Annotated in this window: 30 protein-coding genes and 1 rRNA gene; 19 read left to right on the forward strand and 12 right to left on the reverse strand. The window is 37.5% G+C overall.

Annotated features, from left to right (window positions below; all coding sequences use genetic code 11):
* The first annotated feature begins 11 nt into the window (after positions 1–11).
* Positions 12–2,153, forward strand: coding sequence for a PAS domain-containing sensor histidine kinase (locus tag ACFX4N_RS25500; protein ID WP_057275243.1), 2,142 nt, complete (start codon positions 12–14; stop codon positions 2,151–2,153).
* 423 nt (positions 2,154–2,576) lie between these two features.
* Here the strand turns inward: ACFX4N_RS25500 and ACFX4N_RS25505 are convergent, their stop codons facing one another.
* The 4 genes from ACFX4N_RS25505 to ACFX4N_RS25520 form a co-directional block, all read right to left on the reverse strand.
* A complete protein-coding gene (locus ACFX4N_RS25505) occupies positions 2,577–2,693 on the reverse strand; it encodes a YfhE family protein (protein ID WP_013055148.1) in 117 nt (38 codons plus the stop codon).
* Between the two features lie 101 nt (positions 2,694–2,794).
* Positions 2,795–3,355 carry a GNAT family N-acetyltransferase gene (locus tag ACFX4N_RS25510; RefSeq protein WP_013055149.1) on the reverse strand — a complete coding sequence of 187 codons (561 nt, stop codon included), beginning with the start codon at positions 3,353–3,355 and terminating at the stop codon, positions 2,795–2,797.
* Positions 3,356–3,610: 255 nt separating this feature from the next.
* Complete coding sequence (locus ACFX4N_RS25515) at positions 3,611–4,738, reverse strand: amidohydrolase (RefSeq protein WP_013055150.1); 1,128 nt, start codon at positions 4,736–4,738, stop codon at positions 3,611–3,613.
* 61 nt (positions 4,739–4,799) lie between these two features.
* Positions 4,800–5,702, reverse strand: coding sequence for a TIGR01777 family oxidoreductase (locus tag ACFX4N_RS25520; protein WP_013055151.1), 903 nt, complete (start codon positions 5,700–5,702; stop codon positions 4,800–4,802).
* 96 nt (positions 5,703–5,798) lie between these two features.
* Here ACFX4N_RS25520 and recX point away from each other — a divergent pair, with 96 nt between their 5' ends.
* Positions 5,799–6,608 (forward strand): recombination regulator RecX, encoded by an 810-nt coding sequence (recX, locus tag ACFX4N_RS25525; RefSeq protein ID WP_028410123.1) that lies wholly within the window; start codon positions 5,799–5,801, stop codon positions 6,606–6,608.
* A gap of 135 nt (positions 6,609–6,743) precedes the next feature.
* Positions 6,744–6,866 (forward strand): hypothetical protein, encoded by a 123-nt coding sequence (locus ACFX4N_RS25530; RefSeq protein ID WP_257128630.1) that lies wholly within the window; start codon positions 6,744–6,746, stop codon positions 6,864–6,866.
* 32 nt (positions 6,867–6,898) lie between these two features.
* Here ACFX4N_RS25530 and ACFX4N_RS25535 read toward each other — a convergent pair whose 3' ends face one another.
* Positions 6,899–7,552, reverse strand: coding sequence for an SDR family NAD(P)-dependent oxidoreductase (locus tag ACFX4N_RS25535; RefSeq protein WP_013055153.1), 654 nt, complete (start codon positions 7,550–7,552; stop codon positions 6,899–6,901).
* Between the two features lie 82 nt (positions 7,553–7,634).
* Here ACFX4N_RS25535 and ACFX4N_RS25540 point away from each other — a divergent pair, with 82 nt between their 5' ends.
* A complete protein-coding gene (locus tag ACFX4N_RS25540) occupies positions 7,635–7,949 on the forward strand; it encodes a YfhH family protein (protein WP_013055154.1) in 315 nt (104 codons plus the stop codon).
* A gap of 78 nt (positions 7,950–8,027) precedes the next feature.
* On the opposite strand, the gene ACFX4N_RS25545 is transcribed toward ACFX4N_RS25540, so the two are convergent.
* Positions 8,028–8,183, reverse strand: coding sequence for a small, acid-soluble spore protein K (locus tag ACFX4N_RS25545; protein ID WP_013055155.1), 156 nt, complete (start codon positions 8,181–8,183; stop codon positions 8,028–8,030).
* 135 nt (positions 8,184–8,318) lie between these two features.
* On the opposite strand from ACFX4N_RS25545, the gene ACFX4N_RS25550 reads away from it, so the two are divergent.
* The gene (locus ACFX4N_RS25550; protein ID WP_013055156.1) at positions 8,319–8,588 is read left to right on the forward strand and encodes a YfhJ family protein; all 270 of its coding nucleotides are present in this window, start codon (positions 8,319–8,321) and stop codon (positions 8,586–8,588) included.
* A 63-nt stretch (positions 8,589–8,651) separates the two neighbouring features.
* On the opposite strand, the gene ACFX4N_RS25555 is transcribed toward ACFX4N_RS25550, so the two are convergent.
* Complete coding sequence (locus tag ACFX4N_RS25555; RefSeq protein WP_029324552.1) at positions 8,652–9,632, reverse strand: metal-dependent hydrolase; 981 nt, start codon at positions 9,630–9,632, stop codon at positions 8,652–8,654.
* A gap of 239 nt (positions 9,633–9,871) precedes the next feature.
* Here ACFX4N_RS25555 and mutY point away from each other — a divergent pair, with 239 nt between their 5' ends.
* A complete protein-coding gene (gene mutY, locus ACFX4N_RS25560; RefSeq protein WP_013055158.1) occupies positions 9,872–10,966 on the forward strand; it encodes an A/G-specific adenine glycosylase in 1,095 nt (364 codons plus the stop codon).
* A gap of 34 nt (positions 10,967–11,000) precedes the next feature.
* Here the strand turns inward: mutY and ACFX4N_RS25565 are convergent, their stop codons facing one another.
* Positions 11,001–11,225, reverse strand: coding sequence for a hypothetical protein (locus ACFX4N_RS25565; RefSeq protein WP_025752758.1), 225 nt, complete (start codon positions 11,223–11,225; stop codon positions 11,001–11,003).
* A gap of 116 nt (positions 11,226–11,341) precedes the next feature.
* Between ACFX4N_RS25565 and fabL the strand changes: the two genes are divergently transcribed.
* The 5 genes from fabL to ACFX4N_RS25590 all read left to right on the forward strand — a co-directional run bounded on the left by fabL (position 11,342) and on the right by ACFX4N_RS25590 (position 15,585).
* Entirely contained in the window at positions 11,342–12,091 is a 750-nt protein-coding gene (gene fabL / locus ACFX4N_RS25570) for an enoyl-[acyl-carrier-protein] reductase FabL (RefSeq protein WP_013055160.1), read from the forward strand.
* A gap of 97 nt (positions 12,092–12,188) precedes the next feature.
* Complete coding sequence (locus tag ACFX4N_RS25575; protein WP_013055161.1) at positions 12,189–12,482, forward strand: gamma-type small acid-soluble spore protein; 294 nt, start codon at positions 12,189–12,191, stop codon at positions 12,480–12,482.
* 189 nt (positions 12,483–12,671) lie between these two features.
* Positions 12,672–12,932, forward strand: coding sequence for a YgaB family protein (locus ACFX4N_RS25580; protein WP_013055162.1), 261 nt, complete (start codon positions 12,672–12,674; stop codon positions 12,930–12,932).
* A 195-nt stretch (positions 12,933–13,127) separates the two neighbouring features.
* Positions 13,128–13,664 carry a nucleoside tri-diphosphate phosphatase gene (gene ntdP, locus ACFX4N_RS25585; RefSeq protein ID WP_013055163.1) on the forward strand — a complete coding sequence of 179 codons (537 nt, stop codon included), beginning with the start codon at positions 13,128–13,130 and terminating at the stop codon, positions 13,662–13,664.
* A gap of 169 nt (positions 13,665–13,833) precedes the next feature.
* Positions 13,834–15,585 (forward strand): ABC transporter ATP-binding protein, encoded by a 1,752-nt coding sequence (locus ACFX4N_RS25590; protein ID WP_013081549.1) that lies wholly within the window; start codon positions 13,834–13,836, stop codon positions 15,583–15,585.
* A 35-nt stretch (positions 15,586–15,620) separates the two neighbouring features.
* On the opposite strand, the gene ACFX4N_RS25595 is transcribed toward ACFX4N_RS25590, so the two are convergent.
* The 3 genes from ACFX4N_RS25595 to ACFX4N_RS25605 form a co-directional block, all read right to left on the reverse strand.
* Positions 15,621–16,709 carry an FUSC family protein gene (locus ACFX4N_RS25595; RefSeq protein WP_013055165.1) on the reverse strand — a complete coding sequence of 363 codons (1,089 nt, stop codon included), beginning with the start codon at positions 16,707–16,709 and terminating at the stop codon, positions 15,621–15,623.
* Positions 16,710–17,032: 323 nt separating this feature from the next.
* Complete coding sequence (locus ACFX4N_RS25600; RefSeq protein WP_171843283.1) at positions 17,033–17,206, reverse strand: hypothetical protein; 174 nt, start codon at positions 17,204–17,206, stop codon at positions 17,033–17,035.
* 136 nt (positions 17,207–17,342) lie between these two features.
* Positions 17,343–18,641, reverse strand: a complete 1,299-nt coding sequence (locus ACFX4N_RS25605; RefSeq protein ID WP_013055166.1) for a glutamate-1-semialdehyde 2,1-aminomutase — start codon at positions 18,639–18,641, stop codon at positions 17,343–17,345.
* Positions 18,642–18,843: 202 nt separating this feature from the next.
* Here ACFX4N_RS25605 and ACFX4N_RS25610 point away from each other — a divergent pair, with 202 nt between their 5' ends.
* From ACFX4N_RS25610 to perR, 6 genes are all read left to right on the forward strand, one after another.
* Entirely contained in the window at positions 18,844–19,857 is a 1,014-nt protein-coding gene (locus ACFX4N_RS25610; protein ID WP_013055167.1) for an ABC transporter ATP-binding protein, read from the forward strand.
* A complete protein-coding gene (locus tag ACFX4N_RS25615; RefSeq protein ID WP_043977886.1) occupies positions 19,850–20,641 on the forward strand; it encodes an ABC transporter permease in 792 nt (263 codons plus the stop codon). Before ACFX4N_RS25610 ends, ACFX4N_RS25615 begins: the two co-directional genes overlap by 8 nt.
* A 9-nt stretch (positions 20,642–20,650) precedes the next feature.
* Positions 20,651–21,436: an ABC transporter permease gene (locus tag ACFX4N_RS25620; protein WP_057275247.1), complete on the forward strand. Its 786-nt coding sequence runs from the start codon at positions 20,651–20,653 to the stop codon at positions 21,434–21,436.
* A 92-nt stretch (positions 21,437–21,528) separates the two neighbouring features.
* Entirely contained in the window at positions 21,529–21,921 is a 393-nt protein-coding gene (locus ACFX4N_RS25625) for an ion channel (RefSeq protein WP_013081554.1), read from the forward strand.
* A 69-nt stretch (positions 21,922–21,990) separates the two neighbouring features.
* Positions 21,991–22,461 (forward strand): thioredoxin-dependent thiol peroxidase, encoded by a 471-nt coding sequence (gene bcp, locus ACFX4N_RS25630; RefSeq protein WP_013055171.1) that lies wholly within the window; start codon positions 21,991–21,993, stop codon positions 22,459–22,461.
* Between the two features lie 254 nt (positions 22,462–22,715).
* Positions 22,716–23,150 (forward strand): peroxide-responsive transcriptional repressor PerR, encoded by a 435-nt coding sequence (gene perR, locus ACFX4N_RS25635; protein WP_013055172.1) that lies wholly within the window; start codon positions 22,716–22,718, stop codon positions 23,148–23,150.
* A 22-nt stretch (positions 23,151–23,172) separates the two neighbouring features.
* Here perR and ACFX4N_RS25640 read toward each other — a convergent pair whose 3' ends face one another.
* Entirely contained in the window at positions 23,173–23,532 is a 360-nt protein-coding gene (locus ACFX4N_RS25640) for a YgzB family protein (RefSeq protein ID WP_013055173.1), read from the reverse strand.
* A 222-nt stretch (positions 23,533–23,754) separates the two neighbouring features.
* Here ACFX4N_RS25640 and ACFX4N_RS25645 point away from each other — a divergent pair, with 222 nt between their 5' ends.
* Complete coding sequence (locus tag ACFX4N_RS25645) at positions 23,755–24,621, forward strand: nucleotidyltransferase-like protein (protein ID WP_013055174.1); 867 nt, start codon at positions 23,755–23,757, stop codon at positions 24,619–24,621.
* 343 nt (positions 24,622–24,964) lie between these two features.
* Positions 24,965–25,024: ribosomal RNA gene (locus tag ACFX4N_RS25650) — 16S ribosomal RNA — on the forward strand; the annotation flags it as partial.

The raw sequence follows: 25,024 nt of genomic DNA on the forward strand, positions 1-25,024 counted from the left end.
GGTGAACAAACATGAAATGGTTTAAATCTCATACGTTTTGGAAAATCTTCACGATTAATGTGCTTCTTATTTGTACCGTACTGACGCTAATGTTTATTGTTTCAAGAGTGATGCTGCCTAATATTTCTCAAGATCAATATCGACAGGTAACTGATAAAACCGTCAAGAGAATGAAAGAGCAAATTAACGTCGTCATTAAAGATATTTGGAGCCTGGGCGACGAGGTACAGCAAGATCCTATTTTTTTATCGGATGATGAACAAGAAATAGACGAAGAATTGCAGAAAATAGTTAATATTTCACCGTATATCGATAGCGGAACCATTTTTAATGTAAAAGGGTATGTTGAGCATTATTACCCGAATGATTTAAAGAATATGAAACATGTGAACTTAAGTAAAAGAAAATATTTTCAAGAAGCGCTGCGAACCAAAAAAATATATTTAAGCGATGTCGTTTCAGCAGATACAAAGCACTACATTGTGGTGATGGCGATTCCTATTTTGGATGGGCAGCAAAATGTAAAAAAGGTTGTAAATTTAGCGCTGCGAATTGAAGAAAATAAAAGTTTTCAATCCATCTTTCAAACGTTTGATATAGGAGAGAACGGCTATACATTTATTGTAGACCGCAATGGTAGAATTATTTCCCACCCAGAGAAACAGAGAATCGGTGAAAATGCTAAGAAAAATGAAATCGTTCAGAAAACGATGAATCATAAATCAGGATATCAGCGGGTTGTGAACACCGAAGGTAAGTATTTCTTTGCGTCTTTCGAATATATTCCTGTTTTGGATTGGGGAATTGTCGCTGAATTACCCGTTGAAGAAATTTACAGGCCTTATGAAATGTTTGAAAAAACGCTTTGGATCGTTTCAGGCGTTACGATTTTACTGCTTTCTTTTTTTACTGCGTTATATGCAAGGCAAATTGTGAATCCTATTCATAAACTATATGAATTGGCGAGACAAGTAGCGCGCGGGAATTTTAATCAAAAAATTCCGGAACGAGAAATTGAGCGGGGCGAAATCGGTATTTTATCTAAACAGTTTAATGAAATGATTAGCTATATACGCCATTCTAAAGCAAATTTACAGCAAAAAGAAAATCAGCTGCAGGAACAAAAAACGTTTTTAAGACAAGTTATTGACATTAATCCAAGCTATATTTATGCTATCAATCAAAAAAGGGAATTCATTCTCGTTAATGAATCTTTTGCGATGCTCTTAGGTGAAAAATCTGATGACTTAATTGGACAATCGATTGATAAATATCAGTTCAACCTTCAATCAGATCTTTTATATAAAGGGGAGTTTTCAAACTGTACCCAAAAAGGGATGGTATTAGAAGAACAGTTTAAAGATTCGAAAGGAAACCGGCGCTGGGTCGAAACAGCAAAACTTCCTATTATGAATGAAAAACAGGAAGTGATTCAAATGCTGTGCGTATCGACAGATATTACGGAGCGTAAAAAGGCAGAAGAGAAGCTTAGAACTTCTGAGAAGCTTGCCGTGGTAGGAGAACTTGCAGCTGGAGTGGCTCATGAAATCAAAAATCCTTTAACTTCTTTAAAAGGTTTTGTTCACTTATTAAAAGAACAACATCCTAAAGATGCTTTGTATATAGATATCATGGAAACTGAATTAGAACGAATGAATGGAATCGTAGAAGAATTTTTGATGTTAGGAAAACCACAGGTAATGAAGGTTGAATCTTTGAACATGCAAGCGCTTGTTCAAGAAGTGTGCTCACTTCTTGAACCTGAAGCAGTAGAAAAGGAAGTAGCTTTCATATTTGAAAGAGACGACCAGTTACCAAAGGTGTATGGAGATAAAAATCAGTTAAAACAAGTATTTATTAATATTATTAAAAATTCTATCGAAGCAATGCCTGAAGGAGGAGCTATTCATATTACGATTAAAGTAAAAGAAAACCACCTTTGGCTGCAGCTTGCTGATGAAGGACAGGGTATTCCTCCTGAACGGTTAGCGAAGATAGGTGAGCCTTTTTATAGTACAAAAGAAAAAGGTACAGGGTTAGGACTGATGGTCAGCTATCGGATTATTAAAGCTCACCACGCGCAGATGACGTTTTCTAGTCAGTTAGATAAAGGAACAAGTGTGGATATATTGTTTCCAATCATAAAAAAGTAGGGGAACTTCCCCTACTTTTTATTATTATACTTATAATATATCAAAAGCGTTGATGGTACTAAAATAAATGAAAGTGCTAAAGAAGATATCCACAGGTTAACAAGAAGTTAACTGCTGAATTATATAGGATATTCACAACTTTATCCACACTATTCACATTTTTTCAGAAAATTTACATAAAAATTACCCACTGTTATTTCAAGTTATGAAAGCGTTAATATGCATATTCAATAAAGTTATACACATTATCCACATAATTGTGGGTAAACTTTGTGGATATAGTAGAGTGTTAAAAAACGTAAATCATACGCTTGAAATCTTCGTGTTATTATTTTTACATAATATAAAAACGTCCTTCCGATACAAACTGTACAGAAAGGACGTTGGGATGATCAAGCGTTGGATAGAGATGTTTTGCCTCACTTATTTTTTCGTGTAGCCGCCTGCACGGTCTGCTTTTTTAAACTCGCGGCCGTAATAGATTTCTTGAGCGCTACTTAACGTATTTTTTGCGTTTTCTTTTCGTTTTTTTTCAGACATAAAAAAACCTCCAATTAACGTTTTTCGATCATGCTACTTATTTTTTCCAGAATTTCTCGTTTTTAATCATAAAAAAAGCTCTCCGTTACACGGAGAGACTCTTACGCTTCTTTAAGCTGGTGATCTTCTTGAACGTCTTGCTCGTGACGCAAGTAGTATAATGTATACAAGTCTTTTGGAATTTCGTATAAATCATATACGTCTTCATGTTGATTAATTTCATCGTATAAAGCTTTGTGTGTTTCATTCGCAAGTACTGCATAAGGCAGTTTTTCTGCAGCCTTAATAGACCTAATATTAATTTTGCGAATTCGCATAAAAATTCGCTCTATATTTAACTCAAAGAACAGTTCATTAAAGAACGCTTCTTTTGCAATTTGATTATATCCTTTTCCATGAAACGGTTTGCCAAGCCAAGTGCCTAAAAAACCAGCTTGGTCCTGTACATCAAATAAATTAATGGTGCCGATAGGGTTACCCCATTCGTCTAAAATCGTGCGAGAAATAATTTCTCCATGATCTTCTGCTTCCATCGTTTGTTTAGTCACAAATAAAAATTCTTCATAGGAATGGGCTTTATGACGAACAAAAGGGAAGACATCAGGATGTACCATGAGTTCGTATAGAGATTGACAGTCATTTAGGTCACGTTTTTTTAACATAACTTTTCCCTCCTGATCGAGGGTATATACAGACTCCAATCAAGTCCCCACCCTCGAAATTTTTTAATAATTAAAAAAATTTCGGGGTGGGAATCGAACCCACTAGAACCAGTTACCTGGTGGCGCACCATTTGCCTTCCCATTACAAGTCAACAAACATAAAAAGTCAACGTGTGATGTTTATGCTTTTGTGAAATTCACATGCTTCTAAACGTATCATACTAAAAAAAATAAAAAAAGAAAATAGGTAAAATGTTAATTTTTTTTAAATAATATTTTACCATCTATCATGGTGAAAAGGGGCTTTGCTAAGTAGTGAAAGGGATGATGGCTCCATAGCACTAAATCAGCGTCTTTTCCTGCTTCGATACTGCCGATTCGCTGATCAATACGGAGATTTCGAGCAGCAGCAATCGTGATGCCTTCTAATGCTTTTTGTTCTTCGAGTCCTTCACGTACGGCAATGGATGCACAAATATTTAAGTACTGAATGGGCGTATAAGGGTGGTCTGTTGTAATGGAAACTTCTACTCCTTCATTGCAGAGAGCTTGATAGGTTTTCCACGTTTTATTTTTCAATTCAACCTTTGAGCGGCGTGTTAAAGTTGGTCCCACGCTTACTTTTAAGTTTCTTCCACTTAGCTCTTTAGCAATTAAGTGACCTTCTGTACAGTGTTCAATACGAACGTCTAAATTAAATTCATCTGCTAAGCGCAGAGCTGATAGAATATCATCGGCTCGGTGAGCATGAATTCGAACGGGAATCTCTCTATTCAGTGCTTGAATGAGCGGTTTGATTCGCAAATCATCTTTATTGTCACTGCTTTTTGCATGATAAAAGGCTTCTCTCAGCATCCCCATAATGCCCATTCGTGTAATGGATTCTTTATTGCCATGGCTGTGGATTCGTTTTGGATTTTCTCCTAGCGCAATCTTAAGTCCAGCTGTCTCTTGAATCAACATTTGAGAAATACTTGTTCCGGCTGTTTTAATAACGGACGTTGTACCTCCGATCACATTTGCACTTCCAGGCATAATGTGTACAGACGTAATACCCGCTTCAATGGCATCTTTAAACCCAGGATCTAAAGGATGTACGCTGTCAAAAGCTCGGATATGGGGAGTCATAGGCTCGATTGTTTCGTTAGCATCATTTCCCGCCCAGCCGGTTCCTTCATCATATAGTCCTAGATGTGTATGAACATCAATAAATCCAGGGAATAAGTAGCGCTGTTTGCAGTCAATGACTTCTACTTGAAGAGGAGGCTGCAAGTTTGGCCCAATTAAAACAATTTTTCCATCTTGAATGAGCACATCACTATTATAAATAGGTTTTGACGTAATAGGATAGAGCGTTGCATTTTTCAAGAGAATGGTTTTCATAAAGGATGCTCCTATCTATCGGCAGCTTAGTCACCTGTTTTAGGTAAATATCAGAAAATAACTAGAGTAAATCTCGCAATGCATCTTCTAATACAGTATATGTAAAAATGTAATTCTGTTGAATCAATTTTTCAGGTAAAACACGCTGTCCTTTCAAAATAATCATACTCATTTCTCCCATCAGCAGCTGAAGGCCAAAGCTAGGTACGGGCATCCAGTGAGGGCGATTTAACACTTTGCCAATCGTCTTTCCAAACTCTTTCATTTGAACAGGGTTTGGGGCAGTTACGTTAACAGGTCCTTCTATTTGTTCGGTATGAATACAATAATCAATAATTTTGACGACGTCTTGAAGATGCACCCAAGACATCCACTGCTCTCCCGAACCAACTGTTCCTCCTGCAAATAATTTATAAGGAAGGGCAGTAGAAGGGAGTGCCCCGCCATCTTTGCCTAATATAACGCCGAACCTTGTTAAAACAGTACGAATATTGAGTTCCATCGCTTTTAACGCTTCATTTTCCCACTTTTTTACTGTTTCAGCTAAAAAATCTGTGCCCATGGATGGAGAAGCTTCTGTGAACGTTTCTGTAGTTGATGTCCCGTAATAACCAACTGCGCTTGCGTTTACATAAAGGGACGGTTTTTCGGGTAAGGCAGCCATAATACGAAGGATTTCTTGAGTAGAAGAAAGGCGACTTTCCACAATGGCTTTTTTGCGCTCGTCCGTCCAGCGGCCGCTGTTAAGTGAAACGCCAGCTAAATTGATAAAAACGTCTGCTCCTTCTACATGCTCTTCAGGTTGGCTGTTTTCTTGCATCCACTCTACATATTTAAGTTTCGGATCTCTTGCAGCTTTATCTGCATTGCGTGTTAAAATATATACATAATGTTTTTGTGTTAAAAAATGTTTTGTTAAAGCTTTACCTACGAATCCAGTTCCTCCAGCAATAACAATTTTCATACGAATTTCCTCCTTTATTGAGATAAATAAAAATGTGTATGATACGTTTGGCGGTTCTTCAGCCATCAATTTAATAAGAAATATGAGGTGAAGGTTATGCCTGTTGTCACAAAAATCACAACGCAAAAGAATAGCGGTGAACGTTATAATGTGTATTTAGATTACGGTAAAGGTGAAGAGTTTGGCTTTGGTGTTGACGAAAATGTCCTCATCAAATATGACTTGAAAAAAGGTCGTGAGCTTGATGAATTTGAATTAACGGAAATTCAGTACGCAGATGATGAGAAAAAAGCTTATAATTTAGCGATCACTTACTTATCTTATCGAATGCGCTCTGAAAAAGAGGTACATGATTATTTAAAGAAAAAAGAAATTAACTCTACTATTATTCAACAAGTTATTCAGAAATTAGTCAGCCACCGTTATTTAAATGATGAAGAGTTTGCAAAAGCATTCGTGTTAACTCAAATGAACACGACATCAAAAGGACCAAATGTGATTCAAAGAGAATTAAAAGAAAAGGGAATTTCTGATTCCATTATTACCCTTAGTTTATGTGAATACCCTGAAGAACAGCAAATTCAAACTGCTGTGAAATTAATTGAAAAGTTAAAAGGGAAATATAAAAAATTATCTCAAGTAATGATGAAACAAAAAATGGAACAAGCATTGGCAGTGAAGGGCTATTCATTTTCTATTATTCAAGAAGCATTTCAGCGCACGAATACAGAAAAAGAAAGCGATGAAGCATGGGAAGCTCTGCAATACCAAGGAATGAAAGCTCATCGTCGTTTTTCAAAGTATGAAGGCTGGGAATATCAGCAAAAAATGAAGCAGGCTCTTTATAGAAAAGGATTCTCTATTGACCAAATTCAATCATTTCTAGATTCTATTGAAGAGGAATAAAGGCGGGACAAAAGTATGTTAGTTGAAGGGAAATCCGAACGATGAATCGAGATTCTTGATGGAGAATCCAACTCGTTCGGATTTTTTCAGTGTGATGGTAAACGTAAACTTCATATGTTTAGTTGCTTCTAGCAGTTGATTGGAGGGCAAGACGAAGACTCCTGCCGTCCCCGGAAAGGGAGAAGTCCTGCACGGAAATCAACCGCTGTGTCACAAGCAATTCCTATAAGATCATTTATACAATTTGTTTATCTTTAGATTAGATTGATGTAGGTATGTTTCACTCTTTTTTAAAACAAAATATCTTCTGAGTCATTCTGCTGTTTATAAATAATCTCAGCAATTTCTGAAGCCGAGCGCAATCGGCTTTTATCTTTAATGTGGTTGTTGTGATCCCAAAAAGGGGTATTCATGCCTCCCATGTAAGCTGCAATCACATGAAGGCTGGTATCTTTGTATTCCACTTTTAAACTTTCTGTAAATCCCCTTACGCCAAACTTACTTGCCACATAGACGCTTTCATTAGCTTTCCCGCGAAGTCCTGCAGTTGAAATGATATTCATAACTTTAGGTTCAGGTCTCGTCAAGAGATGAGGCATAAGCGCTTGTGTTAAAAAAATAGTTCCTTTTACATTTGTATCGATGACTTCATCGATGGCTTGTTTTGTATAATCGGTCAAAGGACCAAAATGTCCAATGCCTGCATTGTTGATAAGGATATCTACTGAATGCTGCACCAGCAGTTTTTCTACAGATTTTCCTACTTCTTCATACTTTGTAATATCTACAGACATCGTATATACGTTGTCTCCTAGCTCATGCTGCGCCTCTTTTAATTTATATTGATTGCGTCCAGCTAGAATGACGTTGTAGTCTTTTGCGTAAAATTTAGCGAGTTCTTTTCCAAGACCCGTCGCACCGCCCGTGATTAGCACTGTTTTCATTCCCAAAACTCCCTTTTCATAGTCTCCCTTTAGTTATACCTTTTGTTATAATAAAATGAAAGCAAACAAGGGGGAAAACAGCATGTCTGAAAAACGTTACAGCGATATGACGACGTATGAACTTCAACAAGAAATTGGGTCTCTTCAAGAAAAAGCACGAAAAGCTGAACAGCTCGGCATGGTCAATGAGTATGCAGTATTAGAAAGAAAGGTAACAATGGCTAGGTCGTATTTATTGGATCCCGAAACGTTTAAAGCAGGGGAAGTATATGAAATTCAAGGAGATCCGGGTTCATATTTTAAAATTGATTATATGAACGGAGTTTTTGCGTGGGGATTTAGGCTTGGCTCACCGCAAAACGAAGAGGCATTGCCTATTTCCATGTTGAAAAAATAAAGGGATAAACAAGCAGCACGAAGTGTGCTGCTTGTTTGATTTCTATATTCACTCTATTTTTAAACGTAAAGCAAGCGGTTATTCTTCGCGCTCATTAGAAGCATGCATACGTTCTTGAGGATGCGTGTTAATAGTTCCATTTGCACGTTTTGAAGCGTACTCAGCTTTTGCTCGAGGTTCGCCTTCAAACTTAGTATGATGTTGGTTTGGAAAATCTTTTGCTTTATTGCGCATCGATACCTCTCCTTTTACAACAGAAAGCGTTGCGGTTATGATATAGTACATGAGGGAGTGAATAACTCCGCATTTATAGTGTAAGTTAAAAGTGCAAACATACTCATAAAGAATTTTGGTAATCGAGGTGTTCTTATGAACGATATATTTGAAAGATTAACGAATCAGCTATTAAATAAAAACAGTTCGCTCTCATACGCTCAAGCTCGCACGTGGGTTGAACTTTTCTGGGAAGATTTTGAGTCATCTTACGCAAAAGCAGGATATGATTATAAAGGTAAAGAAGCGACGGAAAAGGTTGTTACGATGTATATCAACAGCTACGGTGACAAACTTCATGAAATCGCGGTTAAAAACCCTAAATATCAGCATTTATTAAATAACGATGACTATTTAAAACATTAAATAAAAACGAACCGTCTTCTCAAGACGGTTCGTTTTTGGGTTTCATATTTGTTCTTGTTATGATTAGTGCGGGAGGTAATCAAGCTTTTTACGCAATTTTTTCTCACTGAAAATCCAACCTGTGTATGAGCAAATAATATTTAAATCGTAATCAAGCTGGACCACGGCTACAAATGGATAGTAATCCTTGCTGCGGTAGCGTAAATCAATAAAGCGCACTTCAATATGGTCGTTATATTCGTCCAGTTCCCATCTATAAATAGGTGAAAATGAAAGAAAAGCAGATAAATTTTCATCTTTTTTCGCTACTTCAATTACAGCGGATTCAGGGATTGGAACTTTATCAAACGTATCATAAATAAAAATTTCTTCTCCGATTGCTCTTCCTACGTGAAAATACTTTTCGGTCGTCACAGCTAAATGCCAGTGAGTGAAACGCATTGTAGGAGAGATATTGAGCTTGATTACATCAGGAAACTGTTTTCGAAGCTTCTTGGCGATCTGGTGGCGCATATAAAAGCGCAGTCCATAGTAAAACGCCAATAGCACATACAGCGTAATGAATGTTGGTCCCGGCTCTGCTCCAGCAAACCAAATGATAATCGCAAGGACGTGAGCTGAAAAAATCACGTAATCAAACGTGTTGATTACGCCAAGCGCAATCCATTTATTTGTGAAAGGCCGTAAAGCTTGCGTGCCGTAAGCGTTAAAGATATCAACAAAAACGTGAATAATGACGCCTGCAAAGGTCCACATCCATAGATGCAGCAAGTTAGCTCCTGGCAGCAGAAGCGAAAGAATGAGCACAATAAGCAAAGGCCATAAAATAACAGCCGGGATAGAATGTGTAATTCCACGGTGATTGCGGATATACTGTGCATTGTTTCGCAGCTTTAAAACAGTGTCTAAATCAGGTGCTAATGACCCGGCCATTACGCCAATCATTACAGCATCCAGTGTGGCTGTATTCGCAGATACAGTGGGGTCTAATGTTGCAAGGCCGCCTAAAGCGATTCCCATTGCAATGTGTGTACCAGTATCCAGAGCGAACTCCTCCTTTGTAAAATGACAATCTTAGATTATCCTAATTCAGCATGGAAGCTGGATTTAGGGCGAAAAATCTCGCTTTATTACTAACGCAGCAAATTAGCTGTTTTTATTCATTATTTGAACAATTCATTTTACTATTCATATTTGTAGTTGTTATAAGGTTATCATAAAGTTACTAAGATTCAAAAAGCAACACATTGTATATGTATAGTTAATACCTCGGAGGCTATGACGTGAAACAAAGTAAAGATATTGTACAAAATTTCGATATTCGAGCATTTCAAGATGACTTAATCTCTTGGTTTGAGCAGGAACAGCGCATTCTACCTTGGCGTCAAGATCAGGACCCTTATAAAGTGTGGGTATCTGAAATTATGCTTCAACAAACGAGAGTAGATACGGTCATTCCGTATTTTAATAATTTTATTAGCAAATTTCCCACTATTAAAGATTTAGCTTATGCGAATGAAGATGATGTGTTAAAAGCGTGGGAAGGATTAGGCTATTATTCCCGTGCCCGTAATTTACAAACCGCCGTTCGAGAAGTTCACGAACAATACGGGGGAGAAGTTCCAAATACGCCAGCAGAAATCTCTAAACTAAAAGGAGTAGGCCCTTATACAACAGGAGCCATTTTAAGTATTGCATACGGAGTGCCGCAACCTGCTGTAGATGGAAATGTCATGCGTGTGCTATCGCGCATTTTATCCGTTTGGGATGATATTGCAAAACCGAAAACAAGAAAGCTGTTTGAAGATATCGTGCATGAAATTATTTCAAAAGATAATCCTTCCTATTTCAATCAAGGCATGATGGAACTTGGTGCCATTGTCTGTACACCAACTTCTCCTTCCTGTTTATTATGTCCAGTTCGCGAACACTGCCGTGCATTTGAAGAAGGAGTGCAGAATGAGCTTCCTGTTAAATCAAAGAAAAAAGCGCCGCGTGCTCTTCAGCTTGCTGCAGCGGTGATTAGAGACGAGGAAGGAAATTATCTGATTCATAAACGTCCAAGCAAAGGACTTTTAGCTAACCTATGGGAATTTCCAAATATAGAAGTAGATCTTAGTATAGCGCCAGATCATCAGCAGCTTCACGCATTTATTCAAAATGAGTACGGAGCCGATATTAAAATCCATGCACCGTTTACGACGATTCAGCACGTGTTTTCTCATATCGTCTGGAATATCACAGTATATGAAGCAGAGCTTATAAGTGATATCAGTGCATTAAAAAATTTGAAAGTGGTTTCTGAAAAAGATTTAGAACAATATGCATTTCCTGTTTCCCATCAAAAAATCTTAAAAGAATATTTACTTGTTAAATAAAAGAAGCGCGGATAAACTCCGCGCTTCTTTTTATTTAATCATATGATACATGCGTGCCGTGTGTGTAATCTGCTTCCTGGCGCTGTAACCCGCCCCGTGCTTCAATTTCTTTAATAATTTGCTGATGAATACTTTGTCCTTCAGCATTTAAATACGGCGTTATTTGCTGTAAAGAATGATGGAAAAACGCAAGCTCGCTGTCTTTCCACTCGCTTTTAGAAATCATTGAAAGAGCCGTCATGTCTCTACCTACATACATTCTATTCACCTCATTCATTTCATCAAGTTTTATCTATTTTCCCTATATTACTTGTTTCTTATGCGATAAAATCAGTACAATGTAAAGATAATACGATACATAAGGGAGATGACATCATGTCACAAAAGGTAGCACTAGTTACGGGAAGCAGCAGAGGTATTGGTAAAGAAATTGCCTTACGTCTGGCTAAAGAAGGATACGATATTGTATTAAACTATGCACGAAGCAAAAGTGCAGCGCAGGAAGTAGCAGAAGAAATCAAAGCATTAGGCAGAGAAGCATTAGTTGTTAAAGCAAACGTAGGAAAAGTAGAAAAAATTAAAGAAATGTTTGAGCAAATTGATGAAGTATTCGGTCGCTTAGACGTATTTGTAAGTAATGCAGCGTCAGGAGTTTTACGTCCTATTATGGAATTGGAAGAAACTCACTGGAACTGGACAATGGATATTAACAGCAAAGGATATTTATTCTGTGCACAAGAAGCGGCTAAACGTATGGAAAAAGTAGGCGGAGGAAAGATTGTTACCATCAGTTCGCTTGGGTCTATTCGCTATTTAGAAAATTATACAACAGTAGGCGTGTCAAAAGCTGCTGTAGAAGCGTTGACCCGCTATTTAGCAGTGGAGCTGGCTCCAAAGAATATTGTGGTAAATGCTGTATCTGGAGGAGCTGTGGATACAGAAGCATTAAAACATTTCCCAAATCGCGATGAGCTTCTAGATGATGCACGCAAGCATACTCCAGCTGGTCGTATGGTGGAACCAAAAGACATGGTAGATGCAGTTATGTTCTTAGTGTCCGATCAAGCAAATATGATTTGCGGTCAAACGCTTATTATTGATGGAGGGCGTTCACTTTTAATGTAAGGTAAATGTATTTTGTGCTTGCGCCTTAAAATACTGAAAAAAGTTTGCATACCCTATTTACCTCCCGGGCATATTAATTTTCGTGGAGGTGATTACAATGGCAAAACAAACAAACAAAACAGCATCTGGTACAAGCACACAACACGTGAAACAACAAAATGCTCAAGCATCTAAAAACAACTTCGGTACTGAATTTGGTAGCGAAACAAATGTACAAGAAGTGAAACAACAAAATGCACAAGCAGCGGCAAACAAAAGCCAAAATGCTCAAGCATCTAAAAACAACTTCGGTACTGAATTTGCTAGCGAAACAAGTGCTCAAGAAGTGAGACAACAAAACGCACAAGCTCAAGCAAAGAAAAACCAAAACTCTGGTAAATACCAAGGTTAATATCAAAAGCGAACTTAACGTCTTTCATACGGCGATGTTAAGTTCGCTTTTTCTTATATAAAAAGCAACAAAGTATGACAAAACTTCTTGAAACTTTACACAACTCGTCAAAGGAATCTGTATCACCTAAACAGAATGTTAACAGAAGTGCCGCGTGTATGGTTAAAGCAAATAGGGAGGAGCTATCGTATGAAAAAATTTGATGAGCTAGTGACTCAACAATTGGAGACCATGGATCAACTTCTGTTTTTGCAGTCTGAGATTGAGCGCTGTCAGGAAATCGAAGGTGAACTAATAAAACTTCATGAAGAAGCAAAACTTCATTCTGTGCAAGGTGAGATTAGTGAAATGAAGCTAAAATTAAAAGAGATTCAATTGACGTTTGAAGCACAAACCGAAGACATTATTCGTACATATAAAAGTGAAGGGGCTTGCTCTACACTTGCTTAATGAACATTGATGTGTCACTTCCTCTCTTTTTTAAGGCTGCCAAGCAAAGGAAAAGTAGGGGGAGTGGCTTTTTTGAACTCAAGAAGGTTAGCACATTTGTGTTAAAATGAGAGAGAAACCGTTATAATAAACATAAGACAAATGGAGACGTTATATGAATTTTTTTAAGTGCTAAAATGAAAGTAGGTATTGGAGATGGGAATTCCGGTGGAAGGAGAAACAATTCAAATACACAGCTACAAGCATAATGGACATATTCATCGCGTGTGGGATCGGACAACCGTATTAAAAGCAACCAATAACTTAGTGATTGGAGGAAATGATCGTACGGTCGTTACAGAATCAGATGGACGAACATGGGTCACAAGAGAGCCTGCAATTTGTTATTTTCATGCTCAGCAGTGGTTTAACGTCATTGGGATGATCCGTGAAGATGGAATTTATTATTACTGCAATATCAGTTCGCCGTTCATTTATGATGACAATGAAGCGCTCAAATATATTGATTATGATTTAGATATCAAAGTCTATCCAGATATGACATACACCCTTCTTGATGAAGATGAATATGAGAAGCATCGAAAAGAAATGAATTATCCAGAAGTGATTGACCGTATTTTACATAATCACGTCGAGGAGTTAAAAGGTTGGATTCGACAGCGAAAAGGCCCGTTTGCTCCAGATTTCATTGACATTTGGTATGAGCGTTTTTTAACATATCGGCATTCTTGATGAATGATCTAGAGAACATTATGTTAGGCCGTCTAAAGCTGACTGTTTGATATAATGTTCTTTTTGGCGTTATGCTCACCATCTTTTAGAAGAGATAAAAGCACTAAAAAATCGACGCGTGTACATATACTAAGAAAGCTTGCCCTCATAGATAGAAAGGGGAGATTTTATGGGAAGTATAAGACGCTACATGAAGTTTGTACAGCCATACAAATGGCAAATTGTCGGCACTGTATTAATTGGTATTATTAAATTTGCTATTCCTTTATTAATTCCGCTGCTTTTGAAATATGTTTTGGACGATATCGTAAATGGACATGGCATGTCTTCTTCTGAAAAAGTTCATAAAATGGTGACGATTATGGGGATTTCGTTTGTTATATTTTTAGTGTTAAGACCTCCCATTGAATATTACAGGCAGTATTATGCTCAGTGGGTATCGAGCAAAGTACTATATGATATACGGGATCAGCTGTTTAGCCATATTCAAAAGCTTAGCTTACGTTATTATGCAAATACTCGAGCGGGTGAAGTGATTTCACGAGTCATTAATGATGTAGAGCAAACAAAAAACTTTGTTATCACAGGCTTAATGAATGTATGGCTTGATATGATGACGATTGTAATAGCCATTGTGATTATGTTTACGATGAATGTACCTTTAACACTGGTATCGATTATTTTGCTGCCGGTTTATGCGTTCTCTGTAAAATATTTTTACAGTCGTCTTCGCCATTTAACAAGAGTCCGTTCGCAGGCTTTAGCGGAAGTGCAAGGGCACTTACATGAAAGGGTTCAAGGGATCTCTGTTATTCGCAGCTTTGCTATTGAGCCTCATGAGCAGAAACAATTTGATAAGCAAAATTCAAATTTTCTACAAAAAGCAATCAATCATACGAATTGGAATGCAAAAACATTTGCAGTAGTAAATACCATTACCGATTTGGCGCCTTTAATCGTGATTACATTTGCTGGATATCAAGTCATCACAGAAAGTCTTAGCGTAGGAACGATGGTAGCATTTGTTGCCTACATTGACCGCTTGTATAATCCGCTTCGCCGCTTGGTTAATTCATCGACTACGCTCACGCAGTCTGTTGCATCTATGGACCGGGTGTTTGAGTTCATTGATGAAGAATACGATATTACAGACAAGAAAGATGCAAAAGAATGCACTGAGCTTCATGGAAAGGTGCAGTTTGAGCACGTTTCATTTGCTTATGAAGAAGAAGAAAAACCGGTGATTCATGATATTAATTTAGATGTAGAAAAAGGAAAATCCGTTGCGTTTGTTGGAATGAGCGGAGGCGGGAAATCCACGCTTATCAGCTTAATTCCGCGCTTTTACGATGTGACAGAGGGCAAAATTCTCATTGATGACATTGATATCAAAACCTATAAAGTACGCAGCCTGCGAGATAAGATTGGAATCGTCCTGCAGGATACGGTGTTGTTTAGTGACACGGTTAAAAACAATATACTGCTTGGAAAGCCAGGAGCGACAGATGAAGAAGTAATTGCTGCGGCAAAAGCCGCAAATGCCCACGATTTTATTATGAATTTGCCTGAAGGATATGATACAAAAGTGGGAGAGCGGGGAATGAAGCTATCAGGGGGACAGAAGCAGCGTATTTCCATTTCGCGCGTATTTTTAAAAAATCCAGCTATTCTTATTTTTGATGAAGCCACTTCAGCTCTAGATTTAGAAAGTGAGCACTATATTCAAGAAGCATTAGCTGAACTAGCAAAAGATCGCACGACCTTCATTGTAGCCCATCGTTTATCTACAATTACTCATGTTGATGAAATTGTACTTTTAGAAAATGGAAGAGTAGTCGAACGAGGTTCTCATGAGGAGTTAATTAAGAAAAAAGGTCATTACTATCAGCTCTTTAACGTTCAGCAGCTTGATACAATTTAAAAACACCACCTATTGTCTAACAATAGGTGGTGTTTTTAATCTTCTTGTCGCTGATGATTAATATCAAATGAGTTATCATCTTTGTGATAGTTTTGGAACGTATCAATCAGCTTATCAAGATGCTCTAACTCTTCACTATACTCAATGATGACAGAGATCAAAGGGAAGATATGATAAATAACCTTATTCTCTTCATCATTATCGTATATTTTGTACTGCATAAATTTATCGATTAAAGCTCGTTTTCCAACGCAGGCTTCGTTTGGTACAGTAGTGGTTGGCTGTACGCGTAATTTCCCAATGAATTTTAATAATACTTGCTCATGATACATTAACAGGCACTCAACTTCAGATTTGATTAAATCTTGAAATTGCTGTGGCATGACCTGGAGATCATTTTCTACTCGGTGGAGTAGCTTCAAGGTTGTAAGAGCTCGTGTTGTTACGGTAATCATTTGACGAAATAAAACGAGCTTGCGTGACTTAACAAAACGTTTTTTGGTTGAATAAGTGCGTTCTTCTTTGTAAAAATCGAAAAGTTGATTCATTTTAGCCACATTGTCTTTCATTTTTTCAATGTCTTCTTTTAACAATGTGTGCTCAGATGCGTGATAAAGATTCATGCGAATCCATTTAATAATTTCTTCCGTTGTGCTTACAATTTTATAATACAGCTTTGTTTCATACTTTGGCGGAATAAAAATAAGATTGACAATAAATGCTGAGAATACCCCAAGTAACACTGTACCAAAGCGTATAAGTGCATATTCAACGAAATTATCTCCTGGATTTTCCATGATTGCAATTACTGTCACAAGCGCAAGCCCAATTGTATTATTAATACGTAATTTTAAGTTGACTGCGATGACAACAACAGCGGTAAAACCAATAATGATGGGATGGGTACCAAAAATAAGTCCAAAACAAACTGCAGAAGCAGCTCCAATCACATTCGCCTGTATTTGCTCCAATATTGTTAAATAAGATCTGTAAATAGACGGTTGAATTGCAAAAACTGCCGCAATTGCCGCAAATATTGGAGATGGTAAACTTAGAAATTCACCTAATAACAATGAAAGTGTAATGGCAATTCCCGTTTTTAAGATGCGGGCACCAAGTTTCATGTGCGTTCGTAGTTCCTTTCTGTAAAAAAGTTTTTTCGTTATGAAGAATGTTCCCCAAAACAAATGATAAATTGCAAAAATCAATCCTTCTTTATTACATAACCTGTTGGAAATAATATAAACAATAACATACTATACAAGGTTTAAGAATGGATATCAAGAGAAAACAAGCAGAAAAATAAGGGTATTTCTCGGGATTTTTCGACAGGCTGACAAAAAGGAGATGACGCGTAAGAAATGGTTATGAAAGGTGGGAATGTTCTATAAGGAAACCCAAAGGTAAAACGAAAAAGAGGTCGAGACATAACGAAATAAATTCAATCTCAAGACGAACAAATGGGATACATGAGCTGAACCGCTTGTGACACAGCAGTTGATTTCCATGCAAGACTTCGCTTTCCGCGGGCGGCCGCTAAGCCTCCTCGTCGCATACGCTCCTGTGGGGTCTCACCTGTTCTGCTTTTCCCGCAGGAGTCTTCGCCTTGCCCTCCAATCAACTGCTAGAAAGACCTACACGCATGAAACTATATTCACCATAACAAAAAAAACGAACCACAAATCAAACATGTTGATTAATGGTTCATTTTTCACTTCGTCTAAAATTCTTTTATCTCAGCCTCTTTAGAATAAGAATTAGCGTTCTTCACTTAATTGTTTAAATGCTTTTTCTACTGCTTCTAATGTCTCGGCAATATCTTGTTCTGTATGAGCTGTAGTAAGGAACCATGCTTCATATTTCGAAGGAGCTAAGTTGACACCTTGGTGGAGCATTAGTTTAAAGAAGCGTGCGAATAATTCGCCGTCTGTATTTTCTGCTTGTTCATAGTTTTTGACCGTTTCCGTTGTAAAGTAGACAGTAAGAGCGCCTTTCAATCGATTGATAGTGATAGGCATGTTATATGTACGAGCATGTTTTAAAATACCTTCTTCGAGCATCGCCCCTAGCTTATCCAACTGTTCATAAACACCTTCTTGCTTTAGTACTTCTAGGCAAGCAATTCCAGAAAGAATAGAAGCTGGGTTTCCTGCCATTGTACCTGCTTGATAAGCGGGTCCAAGCGGCGCCACTTTTTCCATGATTTCTTTTTTACCGCCGTAGGCTCCGATTGGAAGGCCGCCGCCGATGATTTTTCCAAAGGCAGTCAGATCAGGTTTTACACCAAGTAAATCTTGAGCTCCACCGTACATAAAGCGAAACGCTGTAATAACTTCATCGTAAATAACAAGTGCTCCAGCTTCGTGAGTCAATTCGTTGACTTGTTCTAGAAAGCCAGGTTCAGGCTCAACAATTCCAAAGTTTCCAACGATTGGTTCTACTAAAACAGCCGCAATCTGATCGCCCCATTTTTCTAATGCTTCCTTGTAAGGCTCAATATCGTTAAAAGGAACTGTGATGACTTCATTAGCGATACTTTTTGGTACACCTGCAGAGTCAGGAGTTCCGAGTGTAGAAGGGCCAGATCCAGCTGCCACCAATACAAGGTCTGAATGGCCGTGATAGCAACCTGCAAATTTAATAATTTTATCGCGTCCAGTATAAGCGCGTGCTACACGGATCGTTGTCATAACGGCTTCTGTTCCAGAGTTGACGAAGCGCACTTTATCTAATGCGGGCATCGCTTCTTTGAGCATTTTAGCAAATGTGACTTCATGAGCAGTTGGAGTACCGTAAAGAACACCCGTTTCAGCTGCTTTTGTAATAGCTTTCGTGATATGAGGATGAGCGTGTCCCGTAATAATAGGACCGTAAGCTGCTAAATAGTCAATATATTTATTTCCATCAACGTCCCAGAAATAAGCTCCGCTTGCCTTCTCCATTGCAATAGGTGCTCCGCCTCCTACGGCTTTATATGAACGTGAAGGGCTGTTAACGCCGCCTACAATATGTTCGAGTGCTTCAGCGTGTAATTGTTCTGATTTTGTAAATTGCATAGTATGCCTCCTAATGAAAAGTTCAACTTCTTTATTCTATCAAACTTATTTGTTTCTTGAAAAACATTCGAGAACGTGTATGATAGAAATTTGTGAGCTAACTGCTAGAAAATAGTTCCTCGTCTCTTGGAGGAGTTGCTAGCAAGGGCGCTGGAAACAATAAAAGAAACCACTAATACGTCGACGTAACGGAGGGAATACAATGAAAAATGCTATTGAGGTGAATCAACTTCGTAAAGAATTTAAAGCCTATTCTAGCCGCTCTGGCCTTAAAGGGGCATTCCGGGATTTATTTACCCGTAATTATAGAGTCATGAAAGCGGTGAACGATATATCGTTTACCGTAAAACAAGGGGAAATGGTAGGGTATATAGGAGAAAACGGAGCGGGGAAATCGACCACAATCAAAATGCTGACAGGAATCTTAACTCCTACTTCAGGCGACATTACCGTAAATGGAATGAATCCTCATAAGGAAAGAGAAAAGTTTGCCCAAACGATTGGTGTTGTTTTTGGTCAACGCTCTCAGCTGTGGTGGGATATTGCCGTACAAGAATCTTTTCGCCTGTTAAAAAAAGTATACAAAGTGTCAGATGAAGATTATAACGCTCATATGGAGCATGTTATTCAAACTTTAGATATTGGACCGCTACTAGATAAGCCGGTGCGAAAGCTTTCGCTAGGTCAAAGAATGCGCTGTGAGCTGGCTGCTGCTCTTATTCATAATCCGCCGCTTCTATTTCTAGATGAACCGACGATCGGTTTAGATGTACTAGTTAAATTAAAAATCCGCCAATTTTTAAAAGAAATTAATGAAAAATATAATACGACGATTTTGCTTACGACACATGATTTAGCAGATATTGAAGCTTTATGTGAACGCGTCGTAATGCTGGATGAAGGCAGTATTATTTATGACGGATCGCTGCAAAAGCTGCGTTCGAATTGGGGAGATCTTAAACAAGTTACGTTTGAATTTGGAACCGCGCCAAATAAAGAACAGTTGAAGCTATTGACGCAAGGGATGCCTGTTAACTGGATTGAAGGTGATCAAAAATATTTGTGGACAGCGCAGCTTCAAAATAAAGGGGACTTGATGTCGCAGCTGATTGCTAAAGTGGTGGCAAAGCATGAAATCAGTGATATTAACATTGAAGAAATTTCAACGGAAGAAATCATCCGCAACATTTATGAAGAAGGTGTTGTGAATGGATAAATATATAGAGATGATACGCATTCGCTTTTTAATGATGCTGGCGTATCGGACGAATTATTACAGCGGAATATTGATTTATGCTATTAATATTGGTGCTTACTACTTTTTATGGTCCGCTATTTATGGAGGAAAAGAGAATATTCAAGGGTTATCCATTACCCAAATGACAACGTATGTAGCAGTTTCATGGATGGCAAGAGCCTTTTATTTTAATAACATTGACCGTGAAATGGCAATGGAAATTAAAGATGGCAAAGTGGCAGTAGAGTTAATTAAGCCTTATAGCTACCTTGGTATGAAAACAATGCAAGGACTGGGAGAAGGGATTTTTCGGCTGCTGTTTTTCTCAGTGCCCGGCATGATTATTGTCGCGTTTTTATTTCCAGTACAGTTCTCAGCAAATGCAGCAACATGGCTTTATTTTGGACTGTCTTTAATTTTTAGTTTCATTATTAATACACAAATTAATTTATTAACGGGTATTACGACTTTCTTTCTCTTTAACAATGATGGACTCATTCGAGCGAAGCGCGTTGTTATTGATTTGTTTTCAGGACTTCTTCTGCCCATCAGCTTCTATCCTTTCTGGGCGCAACATATTATGAGCTATTTCCCTTTTCAAGCCATTAGTTATATTCCGAGCATGATTTTCACAAATGGATTTAAAGGGCAGGAAGTAATAAATGCTCTTATCACACAAGCAGTTTGGTCAGGACTTCTATTTATCCCTATTGCATGTTTGTGGAACATAGCGAAGAAAAAAATGGTTATTCAAGGAGGGTAGTCTATGAAAATGTTTTATTTTTCGATTTTTTTTCAGTACATTAGTCAATATATGAAAACAAGGCTTCAGTACCGCACCGACATGGTAGTTGAAATCATTTCAGACTTATTGTTTCAAACAGTTAATTTGATTTTTATTTTAGTTGTATTTGGACATACTCAGTCTCTGCACGGATGGTCACGAGAGGAAATTATCTTTATTTATGGTTTCTTTTTGGTCCCTTTTGCTATTTTTTCGTCTTTCTTTAACATTTGGGATTTCAACGAGCGGTACATTGTTAAAGGAGAAATGGACCGAATTTTAACGCGGCCAATTCACAGTTTGTTTCAAGTTATTTTAGAGCGGATGGAACTAGAATCATTGTTTGGTGGTATCACAGGGATTGCAGTAATGGCTTATGCTGCGTCTTCTTTACATCTTCATTTCCAGTGGTATGATGTTTTTATTTTTCTATTATTTATTTTAGGAGGAGCGCTTGTATACGCAGGAATTTTCATCGCCTTAGCAAGCATAGGCTTCTGGTCCGATGCCAGAACCTCTATTATGCCTACTATTTATAATATTGGAAACTACGGAAGGTATCCTGTAGATATTTATAATAATGTCATCCGATATGTTTTAACGTGGATTCTTCCTTTTGCATTTGTAGGCGTATATCCAGCTGCTTATTTCTTAGGAAGGTCAGAATGGTATGGATATGCATTTTTAACTCCAGTTATAGGAATCGTCTTTTTTGTAATCTCTATTTTCTTATGGAATACAGGGGTCAAAAAATACAGAGGAGCAGGCAATTAAATGCCTGCTCTTTTTGGTGGCTTCGGAGTAGTAATGAATGGACAAGAACGCGCGTATAGTGGTAGTAGAGTATAAATTAAAGGAGTAGAATGATGGTTATTTTTCTAATCCTCGTTATCATTGTTTTTGTAATTGGTAGTATGAAGTTTCTCTTTGAAAAAGAACTTGGAGAATTTCATTTTTTCTCAATTGGTCATTTCTTTGTCTTGTTTTATTCATATATTACAGTTTTATTGGGATTTAGCCTTATTTATACAGTATGTGAGATGGGGAGTATTCCAGTATTAAGCGGAGGGTTTGAACATGAAGGTCATTATTTTTATACCCTGTTTAACAGTATGTATTTCAGCGCAGCGACGTTATTTTCAGTAGGCTACGGAGATATGTATCCGGTTGGAATTGGGAAATTATTTGCAACTTTTGAAGCGTTTATCGGCTATATTATGCCTGCAATCTTTGTGATGCGAACTGTTACCCGCACTTAAACTTGTCATCTTATCTAATATTGGGTACGCTATTCAAAGAAAATGAAAAGCGTAAAGGAGAAGATAAATATGACAGCTGTAGTTGGAGAAAAAGCACCCGATTTTGTATTGATGTCTACAAATGGAGAGCAAGTATCACTAGCGTCGATGAAAGGCAAAAACGTTGTGCTGTATTTTTATCCGAAAGATATGACGCCAGGCTGTACAACAGAAGCCTGTGATTTCAGAGATCAGCATGAAAATTTTGAAGAGCTAGATGCGGTGATTCTAGGAGTGAGTCCGGATCCAATCGACAAACACCATAAGTTTATTGATAAGCACGGCCTTCCATTCTTACTTTTAGCTGACGAAGATCACAGCGTAGCTGAAGAGTATGGAGTATGGACACTGAAAAAAAACTTTGGAAAAGAATATATGGGCATTGAACGCTCCACTTTTATCATTAATAAAGAAGGAATGCTCGTAAAAGAATATCGCAAGGTTCGAGTGAAAGGGCATGTGGAAGAAGCTTTATCATTTATTAAAGAAAAAATGGCATAAAAACAGGCAGATAACTAGAGCAGTTTTAGTCTTTGAACATACAATATCAGTGTAGGGCATACCTCCTCAGATGTTAATATATTTAAAAGTGTGGATTGATTTCCACACTTCTTTTTTTGCATAAAATATATGAAAAATTTCTACTTATTACATAAAATAGGAATAGGCATCAAGTTGACAAAACGTGGGTAAAACATGTAGACTAATTATAAGAATTATAAAGTAATAATACTTACAGAAGAGGGGTGCATGACGTGTCAAATCATTTACAAGAAGCCCTTGAAACGTTAAAAGGTACTGGCGTTCGTATTACACCACAACGTCATGCTATTTTAGAGTATTTAATCAATTCAATGACACATCCAACAGCAGATGATATTTATAAAGCGCTGGAAGGTAAGTTTCCAAATATGAGTGTAGCAACCGTTTACAATAATTTAAGAGTATTTCGCGAAGTAGGTATTGTAAAGGAACTAACATACGGTGATGCATCAAGCAGGTTTGATTATGTTACAACAGAGCATTACCATGTGATTTGCGAAAGCTGCGGAAAAATTGTGGATTTTCATTATCCTGGTTTAGACGAAGTAGAAAAGCTGGCTGCTCATATTACTGACTTTGATATTAGTCACCACCGAATGGAAATTTACGGAACGTGTCCTGATTGTACGGCTAAAAAAGCGCATTAATAAGCTGATAGTAGTGATACTATCAGCTTTCTTTTTGTTTTTTTCTATTATACTTTTCGTCGAATTGTTTTCCTTCAAGAGACTGGTCAAGCGTAAGCGGCTCGTTGCAATACATACACATATCTACGCGCCCTAGCATTTTGGTTTGCTTTTGACATGTAGGGCAGGTTACTTGAACCGCTTTTGTAGAAAGCATGCCAATCCAGAAATAAACGCCGGTACTAGCTACGATGCACAGCAACCCCAAAAGCATAAAAATAGTCATTAGCCAGACTGAAGACCGAAAGAAAATTCCCCCATACATAACAATGAAACCAACAAAGATCAGGCTGAGTGCAAACGTGCGAATCTTGTTAATTTTATTTGAATACTTTATCCCCATCAGTATCCCTCCTGTTACCAATATATCATAGAGTGAGACAGTGAATGATAATAAAAATTGAATCTTCGGAAAATTATCGTTGGTTTTTGAGCTTTCTGAATGATTTCCATAATTCTGAGTGGGATATCCGTTATACATCGTATATAATAAAAAAAGAAATCTTAGTCCATAGCCTTTAAAAGTTTGAAAAATATTTGTTTATTACAGTTAGGAGAGCTCAAGATGGAAGATGTTTTACGGCCAATATATCAAGAAAGAGCTAGCAATAAAGACACACTAGGTATTTTACTGATTGAAAAAAAGAAATCAGAATCTCCAGTGACGGATAATTTGGATGCTATCTTATTTATTGTGACCAAAACTACAGAAACGTCTCTTTTTATTAAACAATACGAATATGAAAATGAGCGTGCGGCACTTTATATGGCTTCTGAACAGCAAATGAGTGAATGGATTATGAATGGGACGAACCGCCGTATTATTGATTGGATCTTAAATGGTAAAGTGCTATTTGATCGCAACGAATATATGGAAAATTTAAAGAAACGCTTAATTGATTTCCCTAGAGAAGATCGGACAAAGAGAATAGGTGTCGAGTTTGCTAAGTTGATTCGCCGATTTAAAGAAGGAAAAGACTTTTATGCGTCTAATCATTATTTAGATGCATTCAATCATGTCATTCATGCTCTTCATCATTTAGCACGACTGTCTGTGTTGGAAAATGGATTTCACCCAGAAGTGACAGTATGGAACCAAGTGAAAAAAATAGAACCTGAAATTCATCGTCTTTACGAAGAACTAATTATTAGCCAAGAAGAGGTTAGCAAGCGTTTAGAGCTGCTTTTCTTAGCGAGTGAATTTCTAGTAAATAAAAAAACTGAATTGGGTGCCAAGCATCTTGTTCATATTATGAAAAGTGAAAAGCAGGAATGGACGTTTAATGAACTGGTTCATCATCCCGAAATACGCCCTTATGCTATTGATTTAGGAATACTTCTTGAGTTTTTAATTGAAAAAGATATCATTATGGTAAAAAAAGTAGAAACCAAGGGAAAGAGTTTGTACCATAGACACTATGTGGCGAAATGATAGAGAGGATAAAGGGTATCTGATACGGTGCGGTTATGACGTGTAGATACCCTGACATATGACTTTATAGCCTGGATAAAAGGTTTTTCTAAAAAAACACGATTTATTTTAAAAAATCTATTGACGCTTTAAAATATCCGTGATAAATTTATATACGTCGCCGATGAGCGATACTAAATTTATCAAAAACTTGAAAAAACTTCTTAAAAAAGTTGTTGACAAGAAAGAGATAAACTGGTAAGATTAAAAAGTCGCTTAAGAGCGGCGGTTGAACTTTGAAAACTGAACAAAGCGACAAACGTCAACGTTAATTTTTATTTTTTAAATGAGCAAGTCAAACATTTCTTCGGAGAGTTTGATCCTGGCTCAGGATGAACGCTGGCGGCGTGCCTAATACATGCAA

It is taken from the genome of Priestia sp. YIM B13551 (assembly GCF_042787905.1).
Lineage (GTDB): Bacteria > Bacillota > Bacilli > Bacillales > Bacillaceae_H > Priestia.